Origin of the sequence: Nocardioides ungokensis (assembly GCF_013466985.1) — a bacterium.
GTDB classification, from domain to species: Bacteria; Actinomycetota; Actinomycetes; order Propionibacteriales; family Nocardioidaceae; genus Nocardioides; species Nocardioides ungokensis.
Genome location: NZ_CP059164.1, coordinates 3,174,724 through 3,188,867, shown reverse-complemented (window position 1 = coordinate 3,188,867; position 14,144 = coordinate 3,174,724). Strand labels below are relative to the sequence as shown.

Annotated in this window: 14 protein-coding genes and 3 pseudogenes; 15 read left to right on the top strand and 2 right to left on the bottom strand. The window is 72.9% G+C overall.

Features of this window, described 5'->3' with window-relative positions; genetic code table 11:
- Positions 1–72: 72 nt before the first annotated feature.
- The 10 genes and pseudogenes from H0S67_RS15730 (at position 73) to H0S67_RS15690 (ending at position 9,202) form a co-directional block, all read left to right on the top strand.
- Positions 73–1,376 (top strand): annotated as a pseudogene (locus H0S67_RS15730) (ammonium transporter).
- Positions 1,373–1,711, top strand: coding sequence for a P-II family nitrogen regulator (locus H0S67_RS15725; RefSeq protein ID WP_180933805.1), 339 nt, complete (start codon positions 1,373–1,375; stop codon positions 1,709–1,711). Before H0S67_RS15730 ends, H0S67_RS15725 begins: the two are co-directional and overlap by 4 nt.
- 83 nt (positions 1,712–1,794) lie before the next feature.
- Positions 1,795–2,496 (top strand): annotated as a pseudogene (locus H0S67_RS27485) (ammonium transporter); the annotation flags it as partial.
- Positions 2,382–3,230: an ammonium transporter gene (locus H0S67_RS27480; protein ID WP_343050129.1), complete on the top strand. Its 849-nt coding sequence runs from the start codon at positions 2,382–2,384 to the stop codon at positions 3,228–3,230. The pseudogene H0S67_RS27485 and the gene H0S67_RS27480, both read left to right, overlap by 115 nt.
- Positions 3,227–3,565, top strand: a complete 339-nt coding sequence (locus tag H0S67_RS15715) for a P-II family nitrogen regulator (RefSeq protein WP_180933804.1) — start codon at positions 3,227–3,229, stop codon at positions 3,563–3,565. Before H0S67_RS27480 ends, H0S67_RS15715 begins: the two co-directional genes overlap by 4 nt.
- 168 nt (positions 3,566–3,733) lie before the next feature.
- Positions 3,734–4,798 carry a [protein-PII] uridylyltransferase family protein gene (locus H0S67_RS15710; protein WP_180933803.1) on the top strand — a complete coding sequence of 355 codons (1,065 nt, stop codon included), beginning with the start codon at positions 3,734–3,736 and terminating at the stop codon, positions 4,796–4,798.
- A complete protein-coding gene (locus tag H0S67_RS15705) occupies positions 4,753–5,793 on the top strand; it encodes an HD domain-containing protein (RefSeq protein WP_180933802.1) in 1,041 nt (346 codons plus the stop codon). Before H0S67_RS15710 ends, H0S67_RS15705 begins: the two co-directional genes overlap by 46 nt.
- Positions 5,794–5,941: 148 nt before the next feature.
- Entirely contained in the window at positions 5,942–7,510 is a 1,569-nt protein-coding gene (ffh, locus tag H0S67_RS15700) for a signal recognition particle protein (RefSeq protein WP_180933801.1), read from the top strand.
- A gap of 268 nt (positions 7,511–7,778) precedes the next feature.
- Entirely contained in the window at positions 7,779–8,075 is a 297-nt protein-coding gene (locus tag H0S67_RS15695) for a hypothetical protein (RefSeq protein ID WP_246354790.1), read from the top strand.
- 43 nt (positions 8,076–8,118) lie between these two features.
- Positions 8,119–9,202, top strand: a pseudogene (locus tag H0S67_RS15690) (amidohydrolase family protein).
- 13 nt (positions 9,203–9,215) lie between these two features.
- Here the strand turns inward: H0S67_RS15690 and H0S67_RS15685 are convergent.
- A complete protein-coding gene (locus tag H0S67_RS15685) occupies positions 9,216–9,944 on the bottom strand; it encodes a hypothetical protein (RefSeq protein WP_180933800.1) in 729 nt (242 codons plus the stop codon).
- A 509-nt stretch (positions 9,945–10,453) separates the two neighbouring features.
- On the opposite strand from H0S67_RS15685, the gene H0S67_RS15680 reads away from it, so the two are divergent.
- Positions 10,454–11,245 (top strand): sensor histidine kinase, encoded by a 792-nt coding sequence (locus tag H0S67_RS15680; protein ID WP_180933799.1) that lies wholly within the window; start codon positions 10,454–10,456, stop codon positions 11,243–11,245.
- Positions 11,242–11,898: a response regulator transcription factor gene (locus H0S67_RS15675; protein WP_180933798.1), complete on the top strand. Its 657-nt coding sequence runs from the start codon at positions 11,242–11,244 to the stop codon at positions 11,896–11,898. Before H0S67_RS15680 ends, H0S67_RS15675 begins: the two co-directional genes overlap by 4 nt.
- Before the next feature lie 6 nt (positions 11,899–11,904).
- On the opposite strand, the gene H0S67_RS15670 is transcribed toward H0S67_RS15675, so the two are convergent.
- Positions 11,905–12,552, bottom strand: coding sequence for a hypothetical protein (locus tag H0S67_RS15670; protein WP_180933797.1), 648 nt, complete (start codon positions 12,550–12,552; stop codon positions 11,905–11,907).
- Positions 12,553–12,733: 181 nt separating this feature from the next.
- Between H0S67_RS15670 and rpsP the strand changes: the two genes are divergently transcribed.
- From rpsP to rimM, 3 genes are all read left to right on the top strand, one after another.
- On the top strand, positions 12,734–13,246 hold the full coding sequence (gene rpsP, locus H0S67_RS15665; RefSeq protein WP_180933796.1) for a 30S ribosomal protein S16: 513 nt from the start codon (positions 12,734–12,736) through the stop codon (positions 13,244–13,246).
- Positions 13,247–13,251: 5 nt separating this feature from the next.
- Positions 13,252–13,494 (top strand): RNA-binding protein, encoded by a 243-nt coding sequence (locus H0S67_RS15660; RefSeq protein WP_180936964.1) that lies wholly within the window; start codon positions 13,252–13,254, stop codon positions 13,492–13,494.
- 97 nt (positions 13,495–13,591) lie between these two features.
- Positions 13,592–14,140: a ribosome maturation factor RimM gene (gene rimM / locus H0S67_RS15655; RefSeq protein WP_246354789.1), complete on the top strand. Its 549-nt coding sequence runs from the start codon at positions 13,592–13,594 to the stop codon at positions 14,138–14,140.
- Positions 14,141–14,144: the final 4 nt, after the last annotated feature.

Below are 14,144 nucleotides of genomic sequence, written 5' to 3'. Positions count from 1 at the left end.
CGCGGTCGGCAGGGGGATCCGTCCTGAAACCTGGCAACTCCTGGAGGTTCTGTGGACGGCTATTACGCCTTCATGCTGGTGGCGACGGCCCTCGTCCTGATGATGACCGTGCCGGCGCTGGCGCTCTTCTACGGCGGTATGACCCGCTCCAAGTCGGTCCTGAACATGATGATGATGTCGTACGTCGCGTTCGCCGTGGCAGCGATCGTCTTCGTGCTGTGGGGCTGGTCCGAGGGCTGGGGCGGCGACGGTGTCGGCAACAGCAACGGCAAGCTGATCGCCGACCCGTTCACCATGTTCGGGCTCGACGGGGTCAGCTGGGGCAGCTACGTGGGGGTCCTGTTCCAGCTCACGTTCGCCGCCATCACGGTGGCGCTGATCAGCGGCGCGATCGCTGATCGCGTCAAGCTCTCGTCGTGGATCGTGTTCGTCCCGATCTGGCTCACGCTCTGCTACTTCCCGGTCGCGCACAACGTGTGGGGTGGCGGCTGGCTCTCCAGCCACTGGGTCGCGCAGGACTACGCCGGCGGCACGGTGGTGCACATCAACGCCGGTATCGCCGGTGGTGTGCTGGCGCTGATCATCGGCCGGCGGCTCGGCTTCGCCAAGGAGCCGATGCGGCCGCACAACCTGACGCTCACCATGATCGGCGCCGTCTGCTGTGGTTCGGCTGGTACGGCTTCAACGTCGGCTCGATCGTCTTCGTCGCCGGTGACGGCGCCGAGAAGGACACCGCTCAGTTCATGACGGAGACGGGCGTGACCTTCATGAACACGACCATCGCGACCTGCACCGCGATGCTCGCGTGGCTGCTGATGGAGCGGATCCTGCACGGCAAGGCGACCTCGCTGGGCGCCGCGTCGGGCATCGTCGCCGGCCTCGTCGCGATCACGCCGTCGTGTGGTGCGGTCAGCCTCGTCGGCGCGATCGTGATCGGCGCCGTCGCCGGCGCTGCCTGCGCCGCGGCCGTCGGCCTCAAGTTCCGCTTCGGGCTGGACGACTCGCTCGACGTGGTCGGCGTCCACCTCGTGGGCGGCCTGGTCGGCACCCTGCTCATCGGGTTCCTGTCGACCGCGTCGGCACCCGGCGGCATCAACGGCCTCTTCTACGGCGGCGGCTTCACCTCGCTGGGCCACCAGACCATCGCCGCGCTCTTCACGATCGTGTGGACCGGTGTGCTGACCACGGTCATCGCCCTGCTGATCAAGGTCACGATCGGGTGGCGAGTCACCGAGGAGGCCGAGGTCGAGGGCATCGACTCCGACCAGCACGGCGAGTCGGCGTACGACCTGCACGGTGGCCTGAGCGGCGGCAGCAGCAGCTCGCCCACCTCCGTCCTGGCCAAGAGCACCGTCACCGAAGGGGTGAACGCATGAAGCTCGTGACCGCGGTCATCAAGCCGCACAAGTGGGAGGACGTCCGCGAGGCCCTCGAGACCTTCGGGGTGACGGGGATGACCGTCTCCGAGGTCAGCGGCTACGGCCGCCAGAAGGGCCACACCGAGGTCTACCGCGGCGCGGAGTACGACATCGCGCTGGTCCCGAAGATCCGCATCGAGATCGTCGTGGACGACGGTGACGCGGAGGACGTCGTCGGCATCGTCGTCAAGACCGCCCAGACGGGCCGGATCGGCGACGGCAAGGTGTGGGTCAGCCCCATCGAGACCGTGGTCCGGGTGCGTACGGGCGACCGCGACGAAGCGGCCATCTGAGCGAAGCCGTCACATGTAACGCGGTGTCCACGTCACTCCCGCGGTGCCGCAGCACCGCACCGGAGCCGTGGACACCGCGTTACATGCAAGGACGCGCGCTCGTTAACGCGCTGGTAACAATTGTGGCGGGTGCCCGTAACAGCGGCTCGGGAAGGTGGGCGCCCATGACCGCTCTCACCGCCGCCGCTCCCGCAGCCCTCGACACCGGTGACACGGCGTGGTTGCTGGCGGCCTCGGCGCTGGTGCTGCTGATGGCGCCGGGCCTCGCGCTCTTCTACGGCGGCATGGTCCGCTCCAAGAGCGTGCTCAACATGATGATGATGACCTTCGGGTCGCTGGCGGTCATCACGCTCCTGTGGGTCCTGGTGGGCTACTCGCTGGCGTTCGGCGACGACGTCGGGGCCGGCCTGCTCGGCAGCCCCACCCAGTACGCCGGCCTCGGTCAGCTGATGTCGTCGGACAGCAACGGCGGCTCCACCGTCCCGCTGATCCTCTTCGCCGCCTTTCAGGGACTCTTCTGCGTGATCACCGGCGCCCTGGTCTCGGGCGCCATCGCCGACCGCGCCCGCTTCGGCGCCTGGCTGGTGTTCGTCTCGGTGTGGACCCTGCTCGTCTACGCCCCGGTGGCGCACTGGGTCTTCGACCGCTCCGCGGACGGCCACACCGGCGGGTGGCTGCTCAACCGGGTCGGCCTGGTCGACTTCGCGGGCGGCACCGCGGTCGAGATCTGCTCGGGCGCCTCCGCGCTCGCCCTCGCGCTGGTCCTGGGCCACCGGGTCGGCTTCGGCAAGGACCCGATGCGGCCGCACAACCTGACCCTCGTGATGCTCGGGGCCGGGCTGCTGGGTTCGGCTGGTTCGGCTTCAACGCCGGCTCCGCGCTCGGCGCCGACCAGGCGGCGGCGGTCGTCTTCACCACGACCCTGGTCGCCGGCGCCGCCGGGACGCTCGGCTGGCTGGTCGTCGAGCGGCTGCGCGACGGGCACGCCACGTCCCTGGGTGCGGCGTCCGGCATGGTCGCCGGGCTGGTCGCGATCACCCCGTCCTGCGGCTCGCTCTCGCCGCTCGGCGCGATGGTGATGGGTGCGGTCGCGGGCGCGGTGTGCGCCGGGGCCGTGGGCCTGAAGTACCGCTTCGGGTACGACGACTCCCTCGACGTCGTCGGCGTCCACCTGGTCGGCGGGCTCGTCGGCACCTTCGGCATCGGCATCCTCGCCACGGCCGCCGCCCCCACCGGCGTCGACGGCCTGCTGTACGGCGGCGGGGTCGACCAGCTGGGCCGCCAGGTGCTGGGCGGCGGGGTCGTGCTGGTCTACGCCTTCGTCGTCTCGGGCATGATCGGCGTCGTCGTGGACAGGCTCATGGGCTTCCGCATCGACGAGGAGCACGAGGTGAGCGGCATCGACCTCGTGGTGCACGCCGAGACCGCCTACGACCTGCACGCCACCGCCGGCGCCCGTTCGGCGGGTCACGGGATCCTGGGTGCCATCACCCAGCAGCGAGAGGAACCACGTCCATGAAGCTGGTCACCGCCGTCATCAAGCCGCACAAGTGGGAGGACACCCGGGCCGCGCTCGAGACCGTCGGGGTCACCGGGATGACGGTGAGCGAGGTCAGCGGCTACGGCCGGCAGAAGGGCCACACCGAGGTCTACCGCGGCGCGGAGTACGACATCGCCCTGGTGCCCAAGATCCGGGTGGAGATCGTGGTCAACGACGAGGACGCCGACGCCGTGGTGAACGCCGTGGTGGCCAGCGCCGCGACCGGCCGGATCGGCGACGGCAAGGTCTGGGTCGTGCCCGTCGAGTCGGTGGTTCGGGTCCGCACCGGCGACCTCGACGACGCCGCGATCTGACCCTGCCGGACCGTCGATGACCGCCACCGAGAGGGCCGAGCGCGCGGCCGCCGCGGACGCCCTGTGCGCCGGGGCGTACGAGCAGTGCCAGGGCCCGGACACGGGCGTCGCGCTCGTGGCGGTCGGTGGCTACGGCGCGCCGAGCTGGCGCCGTACTCCGACCTCGACGTGGTGCTCGTCTCCGACGAGGGCGTCGATCCCGGGCAGCTGGCCGGGCAGGTGTGGTACCCGCTGTGGGACTCGGGCAGCAAGATCGACCACTCCGTGCGCACCTTCCCCGAGATGGCGGCCGCGGCCGGCGGCGACCTGCGGGTCGCCCTCGGGCTCCTCGACCTGCGCCACCTGGCGGGCGACCCCAACCTCACCCTGAGGCTGCGGACCACGATGCTGGCCCAGTGGCGGCGGCAGGCGCGCGACCAGCTCCCGGCGCTGCGTGAGCTGGTCCGCTCGCGCCATGAGCTGGTGGGGGAGCTGGCCCACCTGTCGGTGCCGGACCTCAAGGAGGCCGAGGGCGGGCTGCGGGACGCCACCGTGCTCAAGGCCCTGGTGGCCACCTGGCTGGTCGACGTGCCGCACGCCGACCTCGAGCGGACCCGCAGGTCGCTGCTCGACGTCCGCGACGTGGTGCAGGAGCTGGCCGGGCGGGGCGCCGACCGGGTCGCTCCCGAGATGTGGCCCGACATCGCCGCCGGCCTCGACCTGCCCGATGCCCGGGCCGCGCAGCGACACGTGCGCGAGCTCGGCCGCCGCATCACCCACCTGTCGCGGCTCACCTGGCGCCGGGTGGACGGCGTGCTCGCGCGGCCGGCGACCGTGCAGGGCGCCCGGCGGCCGTCCCTGAGCCCGCTCGCCGCTGGCGTCGCGCTGTCGTCGGGGGAGGTGGTGCTCGACAAGCGGGCGCGACCCGCCGAGGACCCGGTGCTGCTGCTGCGCGCCTGCGCCGCCGCCGCCGAGCACGACGCGCTGCTCGCGCCGCCGACCGCCGCCCGCCTGGTGCGCGAGTCGCCCGCGCTGCCGGACCCCTGGCCCACCGAGGCCCGCCAGCTCCTGGTCCGCCTGCTCGCCTCCGGCCGCGGGCTGCTCCCGGTGTGGGGACCCTGGAGGAGACCGGCGCGCTGGCGCGGATCCTGCCGGAGTGGGACCGGATCCGCCTGCTGCCGCACGCCTCGTCGATCCACCGGTTCACCGTGGACCGGCACGTGGTCGAGACCTGCATCGAGGCCTCGGCGCTGATCCGCAGCGTGGCGCGGCCCGACGTGCTGATGGTCGCGGCCCTCCTGCACGACATCGGCAAGGGCAGCCTGACCGAGCACAGCGTCGCCGGCGAGCCGCTGGCGCGGGCGATCGCTGCCCGGATGGGCTTCGACGCCGACGCCGTCGACCTGGTCGGGACGCTCGTACGCCGCCACCTGCTGCTGGCCGAGACGGCCACCACCCGCGACCCCGACGACCCGGCCACGGTCGAGCTGGTGACCTCGGCGATCGGGAGCCCCGAGGCGCTCAGCCTCCTCACCGCGCTCACCGAGGCCGACGCCAGGGCCACCTCCGCGAAGGCGTGGACCCGGTGGCGCGCCGGGCTCGTGCTCGACCTGGCCCGCCGGGCCGCCGCCGCGCTCGACGCCGGCCGGACACCCGCCCGCGTGGTCACCGACGACGTCACGGTCCCGCCCGAGGCGCGGGCCGGTGGGCTCGCGGTCGCCGTCGAGGCGGCGCCCGACGGCTCCCGGGTCACGCTCGTCGCGCCCGACCGGGTCGGCCTGCTCGCCGACGAGGCCGCCGTCTTCGCGCTGCAGCGGTACCGGTGCGGGCCGCCCGCGCGTGGGCGCAGGAGCACTACGGCGTCTCCGTGTGGGAGGTCGCCGGGGAGGACCTCGAGGCGGCCGTGCTCCGGCAGCGGTACGACGCGGTGGTCGACGGCCGGATCGACCCCGCCGGACGGCTGCGGCCCCCGGACGCCGACACACTGGAGCCGACGGTCGCCGTACGCCCCGAGGCCTCGGCGCACGCGACCGTGCTGGAGGTCCGGGCCGCCGACCGCCCCGGGGTCGTCTACCTCGTCTGCGCCGCGCTCGCGGGGCTCGGGATCGCGGTGCGCTCGGCCCACGTCGACACGCTCGGGCCGCAGGCGGTCGACGTGTTCTACCTGCAGGAGGACTCGGCGGGGGTGCTCGGGGACGACCGCGCCGCGAGGCCGCCCACGCCGTCCGCGCCGCCCTCTCGGGCTCTAGGCAAACCCGTCGGCGGCTGCGTCGCGGCCCCGTCACGGCCCGGTCACGGCCCGGTCGCGGCCGAGGATCGAGCGCGGCGGGCTGCGCCGGTTAGGCTTGACCCTCGACTGGCCGCACCCAGGCCGACGTACGACTGACGAGGACCGACTTGTTCGCCACACTCTCCGACCGGCTCGCCGACACCTTCAAGAACCTCCGCGGCAAGGGCCGCCTCTCCGAGGCCGACATCGACGCGACCGCCCGGGAGATCCGGATCGCGCTGCTCGAGGCCGACGTGGCGCTGCCCGTGGTCAAGGAGTTCGTGGGCGCGGTCAAGGAGCGGGCCCGCGGCGAGGAGGTCAGCGGGGCCCTCAACCCGGCCCAGCAGATCGTCAAGATCGTCAACGAGGAGCTCGTCACCATCCTCGGCGGCGAGACCCGCCGCCTGCGCTACGCCAAGACCGGGCCGACCGTCATCATGCTGGCCGGCCTCCAGGGTGCCGGCAAGACCACGCTCGCGGCCAAGCTCGCGCACTGGCTCAAGGAGCAGGGCAAGACCCCGATGCTCGTCGCCTGCGACCTGCAGCGCCCCAACGCGGTCAAGCAGCTCCAGGTCAACGGTGAGCGGGTCGGTGTCCCCGTCTTCGCGCCCGAGCCCGGGAACGGCGTCGGCGACCCGGTCGGTGTCGCCCGCGCCTCGATCGACGAGGCCAAGCGCAAGCTCCACGACGTCGTCATCGTCGACACCGCGGGACGCCTCGGCATCGACGCGGAGATGATGCAGCAGGCGGCGGACATCCGCGACGCCGTGCAGCCCGACGAGGTCCTCTTCGTCGTCGACGCGATGATCGGCCAGGACGCCGTGGTGACGGCGCAGGCGTTCCTCGAGGGCGTCGGGTACGACGGCGTGGTCCTCACCAAGCTCGACGGTGACGCCCGTGGTGGTGCCGCGCTCTCCATCGCCTCGATCACCGGCAAGCCGGTCATGTTCGCCTCCGCCGGCGAGAAGATGACCGACTTCGACCTCTTCCACCCCGACCGCATGGCCTCGCGCATCCTCGACATGGGCGACGTCATGACCCTGATCGAGCAGGCCGAGAAGGCCTTCGACCAGGAGCAGGCAGCCAAGGCCGCCGCCAAGCTGAGCGGCCAGGGCGGCGAGTTCACCCTCGACGACTTCCTCGAGCAGATGCAGCAGGTCCGCAAGCTCGGCTCGATGTCGAAGATCATGGGGATGCTGCCCGGGATGGGGCAGTTCCGCGAGCAGCTCGAGAACTTCGACGAGCGCGAGATCGACCGGATCCAGGCGATCATCCAGTCGATGACCCCGGCCGAGCGGGCCAACCCCAAGATGATCGACGGCTCCCGCCGGGCCCGGATCGCCAGGGGCTCGGGCCGCCAGGTCTCCGACGTCAACAGCCTCGTGGACCGGTTCTTCGAGGCCCGCAAGATGATGCTGTCGATGGCGCGCGGCGGCGGCATGCCGGGGATGCCGGGCATGCCCGGGATGCCGGGCATGGGCGGCAAGCGCGGGAAGACCAAGGCGCAGCCCAAGAAGGGCAAGGGGGCCAAGCGGTCCGGCAACCCGGCGAAGGCCGCCCAGCAGGCCGCGGCCGAGAAGGAGAAGGCCGCGTCCGGCGGCAACCCCTTCGGCACGCCTGCCGGCGAGGATGTCGACTACGAGAAGGCCGCCGCGGCCCTCGACCTGCCCAAGGACTTCTCCAAGTTCCTGAAGTGAGGCGCCCAGCCGTACGCGAGCTTGCGAGCGGGCGGCGTCGGGCGACCAGGTCGAGCAAGCCCCGCGTCGGTGAGCTTGCGAGCCGGCGCGGCGGGCGCGTCGAGACCCGGTGAGACGAAGGGCGGCGGTGGGGGAGTGCCCAGCGCCACACGCGGGAGCGCGTCGAACCCCTGCGAGACGAAAGGCAACCCGATGGCCACTGTCCTCGTCGTCGACGCCGCCAACGTCGTGGGCAGCCGCCCCGACGGCTGGTGGAAGGACCGCGCCGGTGCCGCGCGCCCGGCTGCACGAGAGCCTGGTCGTGGCGGACGTGCCGCACGACGTGGTGGTCCTGGTCCTCGAGGGTGCCGCCAAGGGCGGGGTGCGACCGGGCCGCGACGGCCACCTGCGCACCGTGCACGCACCCGGGAGTGGGGACGACACCATCGTCGCCGAGGCCCGCGCCGCGGTGGAGCGGGGCGACCGGGTCACCGTGGTGATCGCCGACCGGATGCTCCAGGCCCGGGTCCAGGCCCTCGGGGCGATGGCGCTGAGTCCCTCCTGGCTGCTCGACCAGCTGCCCTGAGCAGGACTGCGGCGACCATCCCGGGCCCGGTAGCGTCCGGGGCATGACTGCTTCCCAGACCGCGCTGCGGTTCAGTGGACCGGTGCTGCCCGACGGAGAGCCGCGCGACCTCTACGTCGTCGACGGGCACGTCACCTACGAGCCCGTCGCGTCGGCCCAGGACGCCGGTCGCGGCTGGATCGTGCCCGGCCTGGTCGACGCCCACTGCCACGTGGGCCTCGACAACCACGGCGCGGTGGACGAGGCGACCACCGAGCAGCAGGCGATCACCGACCGCGACGCCGGGGCGCTGCTGCTGCGCGACTGCGGATCGGCCGCCGACACGGCGTGGGTGCACGACCGCGAGGACCTGCCCCGGCTGATCCGTGCCGGACGGCACATCGCGCGGACCAAGCGCTACATCCGCAACTACGCCCACGAGGTCGAGCCGGCCGAGCTCGCGTCGTACGTCGCCCGCGAGGCGCAACGTGGCGACGGCTGGGTGAAGCTGGTCGGCGACTGGATCTCCCGCGACGAGGGCGACCTCGCCCCGTCGTTCCCGGCGGAGGCGTTCGCCGAGGCCATCGCGACCGCCCACGAGCACGGCGCCCGCGTCACCGCGCACTGCTTCGGCACCACGGTCCTGCCCGAGCTCATCGAGGCGGGCATCGACTGCATCGAGCACGGCACCGGCCTGACCACCGACCTCATCGACACCATGGTCGAGCGGGGGACCGCGCTGGTGCCGACGGTGGTGCAGCTCAACAACTTCCCCGCGTACGCCGCGCCGGCGAGGCGAGGTTCCCGCGTACGCCGCCACGATGCGCGACCTGCACGCCCACCGGCGCGAGACAATCATGTCGGCCTACGAGGCCGGGGTCCCGATCTATGCCGGCACCGACGCCGGGGGAGTGCTGCCGCACGGCGGGATCGCCGGCGAGGTGCTGGAGCTGGCGGCCTACGGGTTCGCCCCCGAGGACGCCCTCGGGGCCGCCTCGTGGCGGGCCCGGGAGTGGCTCGGCTGGAACGCCACCCTCGCGGAGGGCGCACCGGCCGACTTCGTCGTCCTGGACCGCAACCCGCTCGAGGACCTGAGCGTCCTCAGGACCCCGGCGCGGGTCGTGCTGCGCGGCCGCGTGGTCGCCTAGCTGCGCCCGGACGTCATACGGTCCGGCTGCTCCGGCGACCGCGACGCATGACGTCCCGCGTGACGTCATCCGGTACGGTCGTCCCCGCGACCTGCTCGTACGACGTCGTCCGCGCCAGCCGCCGCCCGGCGATGCCGAAGGCGAACGCGACCGGGAGCACGATGCTGCCCAGCGACGTGAACTGCACGATGCCGATCGCCAGCGGGAAGGCCAGCGCGAGCAGCCATCCGGTGGCCCGCGGTCGGAAGCCGCGGCGCAGCAGGGCGATCCCGACCATCGTCGACCCGACCATCAGGATCGGGATCCCCGGCAGGCCGATCACGAACGCCGGCTCGAAGAACGCGTTGTAGTCGGCCAGCTGGGTCCAGTAGTCCAGCGCCACCGACAGGCACGCGTAGACGTACCCGACGAGCGCGATCCGCCAGGCCCACCTCTCGAAGCCGTGCGGCCGTCGGTTCCGGCACACGACGAAGGCGGCGAGGGTGAACCCGAGGAACACCGGCAGCCAGAGCTTGCCGTAGGTCAGGTAGACGGTGTCCGGGTCCGCCCAGTCCAGCAGCGGGGCAAGGGCCTTGCGGCCCGGGTCGGACCAGACCCGGGTCGTCCACACCTGCAGGTCCTCCTTCCCGTCGACCGTGTTGTGGCGCGACATGGCGTGCAACGGGCTGAGCACCAGCCCGGCCCAGGCCATCGCCCAGGCGAAGCGGCCGATCCTGCGTTGCGTCTCCGGTGACTCCAGCATGGGCTTCCTCCCCGTCCGTGGCAGCCCCGACGGCCACCTGCCCCCGACGCTAGGAAGTCCCGGCCCCGGCGTCGTCAGTCCCGGGGTCGGACCACGTCAACCCGTGGTTTGACGTCCAGCGACGCGCGACCGCCGTACTCTCCCTGCATGGGTACGGCGCTCGCCGACCGCCTGCGCGGGGGCTCTGAGCGGCTGCGGGACAGCCGGGTCGTCGACGTGGGCGTGCCCGTCCTGCTCGCCGTCGTGGGTGTGGCCGAGCTGCTCGCCGTGGACGTCGACGGGACCGCGCTCGCGGCCTCGCTCGAGATCCTGTCCGCGGTGCTGCTCGTGTGGCGACGCCGCTTCCCGCTGGTCGTGCCCCCGCTGGCGATGCTGCCGCTGTGGCTGCTCCCGGTCGCGGGACCGCAGCTCCAGGACGCCTCCGCCCCGATCCTGTTCCTCGCCGTCGCCTGCTACACCCTCGGGCGCTGGGTCGCCGACCTGCGGGGGCTGGCCGGGATCGCGCCGCGATGCTCGCGGTGTTCTGGGTCGTCTACCACTTCGTCGACACCCGCCAGCACAACATCAGCGACGCGGTCTTCATCCTGGCGCTGGTGCTGCCGCCCTACGTCGCGGGCCGGCTGGTGCTGCGCCTCGACGCGGCCCGGATCCTGGCGCTGCGCCACCAGGAGCTGGTGCGCGCGGAGGCCGTGCGGGGGGAGCGGGACCGGATTGCCCGTGAGATGCACGACGTCATCGCCCACTCCATCAGCGCCATGGTCGTGCAGACCGCCGCCGCGCAGGACCTCGTCCGGTCGGATCCCGCCCGTGCGGAGCGGGCGCTGGCGGACGTGGCCGCGACCGGGCGCCAGGCCCTCTCGGAGACCGGCCGGCTGCTCCACCTGATCCGCGACGACGCCGACGAGATGGCGTTTGCCCCGCCCCCGGGACTGGCCCAGGTTCCGGCGCTCGTCGACGAGTTCCGCGACCGGGGCCTGACGGTGGAGCTGCGGCTGCCCGTGCCGCTGCCGGAGCTGCCCGCCGCGGTGGACCTCTCGGCCTACCGGATCGTGCAGGAGGCACTCACCAACGCGCACAAGCACGGAGCCGACCGCACCGCCTGCCTGGTGCTGACCCGGGACAGGCAGGCGCTGCGCATCGACGCCTCCAACCCCGCGGACGGCCGCTGCGGGGACGGCAGCCGGCTCGGGCTGCTGGGGATGCTCGAGCGGGTCTCGCTGGTCGGGGGCACGCTCGACCACGGGGTCGACCCGACAGGCCGGTTCGTGGTCCACGCCTCGCTGCCGTTGGCGCCCGCATGACGACCGTCGTGGTGGCCGACGACCAGGACCTGGTCCGCTCCGGCCTCGAGCTCGTGCTCACCGCCCGCGGGATCGACGTCGTCGGCGAGGCCGCCAACGGGCGCGAGGCCGTGGCGGCGGTGGCGCGGCACCGCCCCGACGTGGTCCTGATGGACATCCGGATGCCGGTCCTCGACGGGATCGCCGCCACCCGGGAGATCGTCGAGGCCGGGCTGCCGACGGCGGTGCTCGTGCTGACGACGTACGACCTCGACGGCTACGTCTACGGCGCACTCGCCGCCGGGGCCGCGGGGTTCGTGCTCAAGGCGACCCCGCCGGACCGTCTGGTGGCCGGTATCGAGACGGTGGCCGCGGGCGAGGCGCTGCTCGCGCCGTCCCTGACCCGACGGCTGATCGAGGAGCACGTCAGCCGGCCCGCGCCGGTCGACGGGGTGCCGCCCGCGCTGGCGGGGCTGACCGACCGCGAGCTGGAGGTCTTCGGCCTGATCGCCCGCGGGCACGACAACGACGCGATCGCGCGGGCGCTGGTCGTCAGCGAGGCGACGGTCAAGACGCACGTGAACCGGATCCTGGCCAAGCTCGGCCGACCGTCGCGGGTGCAGCTGGTGGTGCTCGCCTACGAGACCGGGCTCGTCCGCCCGGGCGCCGGCTGAGCGACCTCAGCGAGGCTGCCGGCCGGTCGGCGGGTACGACGGGGCGGGCTGCGGCTTCCGGGGCCCTCCGGTCGCGAACAGCACCCCGGTCACTATCAGCACGACGAGCCCGATCCCGCCGAGCACCAGCGGGACCAGGACGGTCGCGAGGATGCCGCCCACGAAGGCCGCGAAGTCCGGGGCGGCGCCGATCTGGAACTCCTCGCCCGCGCTCCGGGTGCAGGTGACCTCGAGCCGACCCGAGCCCGCGTCGAAGCGGAGGAGGCCGACCCAGGTGCCCGAGCTGTCGGACCGGCTGAAGCTGCCTCCCACCGGGGAGGGCACGACGTTCCGGCCCGTGGCGCGGTCCCGGACGAGGCAGTCGGCTCGGTTCGGGACCCCGTCGTGGCCCCACAGCATCCGGTCGCCGTCGGTGCCGACGCTCACCGCGTGCGGGCGGCCGTCAGCGGGCACGGTCGCCTCGGTGTCGAGGAACCCTCTCAGCGTCCAGACGAACAGGCCGACGCCGATCGCGAGGCCGGCCAGCACGAGCCCGCCGCCGACCACGAACCACCAACCGCTCGGCCGGCGCCGTCGCGGGGGCTGCGGAGCCAGGGGCGCGGCGTACGGCGGGGGTGGCGGCGCGCCGTACGGTGGCGTCGGGTCCTGGCTCATGGGCGTCACCCTGCCCGATTTCGGCCGGACGTGATCGATCTGGCAGAATCTCCCGCTGAGTCCTGCGCGCCCGGACCCTCTCATCCGGACGCCGCAGTGCCCAGAGGATCCAGACCCGGTGTCCCCACTCAGGAGTCGCGGTCCTCACCACACACAAGACGTCCAAGGAGACACCACCAACGTGTCGGTCAAGATCCGTTTGAAGCGCCTCGGCAAGGTCCGGGTGCCGCAGTACCGCATCGTCGTCGTCGACTCGCGCAAGAAGCGCGACGGTCGCGTCCTCGAGGAGATCGGCAAGTACCACCCCAAGGAGGACCCGTCGTACATCGACGTCACCTCCGACCGGGCGCAGTACTGGCTGGGTGTCGGCGCGCAGCCGACCGAGGCCGTCGAGGCGATCCTCAAGGTCACCGGTGACTGGCAGAAGTTCAAGGGCCTGCCGGGCACCGAGGGCACCCTGAAGACCGCGGAGCCCAAGCGCGACAAGCTCGAGATCTTCAACGAGGCGCTCAAGGAGGCCGCGAGCGAGCCCAAGGGCTCCGCCGTGACCAAGAAGGCCGCCGCCAAGAAGACCGAGAAGGCCGAGGAGGCCCCGGCCGAGGTTCCCGCCTCGGAGACCCCGGAGGGCGCGGCCGCCGAGGCCGAGGCCGCCGAGAAGGTCACCGCCGAGGACGCCGGCAAGAGCGAGGCCTGAGCATGATGCTCGCCGAGGCTCTCGAGCACCTGGTGCGTGGCGTGGTCGAGCACCCGGACGACGTGGTCGTCCAGGACAAGCAGCTGCGTCGCGGGTCGATCCTCGAGGTCCGGGTGCACCCCGAGGACCTCGGCAAGGTCATCGGCCGCGGTGGTCGCACGGCGACCGCCTTCCGCACCGTGATCTCGGCGCTGGCCGGTCGCGGCGGGGCGCGGATCGACTTCGTGGACGTCGACCGGCGCCGCTGAGCCCCATCGGTGGTCGAGCCCGTCGAGACCACCAGAGCCCTGGATGGGGCGTCACCCGCGGGTGACGCCCCATCCGGACATTTACGGAGAGGATCGCGTGGAGACGATCGAGGTCGTGGTCGGTCGCATCGGCAAGCCGCACGGGGTGCGGGGCGAGGTGACCCTCGACGTGCGCACCGACGAGCCGGACCGCCGGTTCGCGCCCGGCGCGGTGCTCCGGGCCGAGGCGCCGCGCGGGTCGGCGTCCTCGCTCACCGCCCTGACCGTCGCGCGCGCCCGCTGGCACCAGACCACGCTGCTGGTGACGTTCGAGGAGCTCGCCGACCGCAACGCGGCCGAGGCGGCCCGCGGGATCCTGCTGCACGCCACGATCCCCGCTGACGAGACGCCCGAGGACCCCGACGAGTTCTACGACCACCAGCTGGTCGGGCTCGCGGCGTACGACGTCGAGGGGGTCTTGCTGGGTGAGGTGTCGGCCCTGGTGCACGGCGGCGCCCAGGACCTGCTGGTCATCCGGACGCCGGAGCGGCGCGAGGCGCTGGTGCCGTTCGTCAAGGCGCTGGTGCCCGAGGTCGACCTCGCGGCCGGCCGGGTGGTCGTCGCCGACCGTCCCGGCCTGGTCACGCCGCTGCCCGAGGACGAGTGAGCGC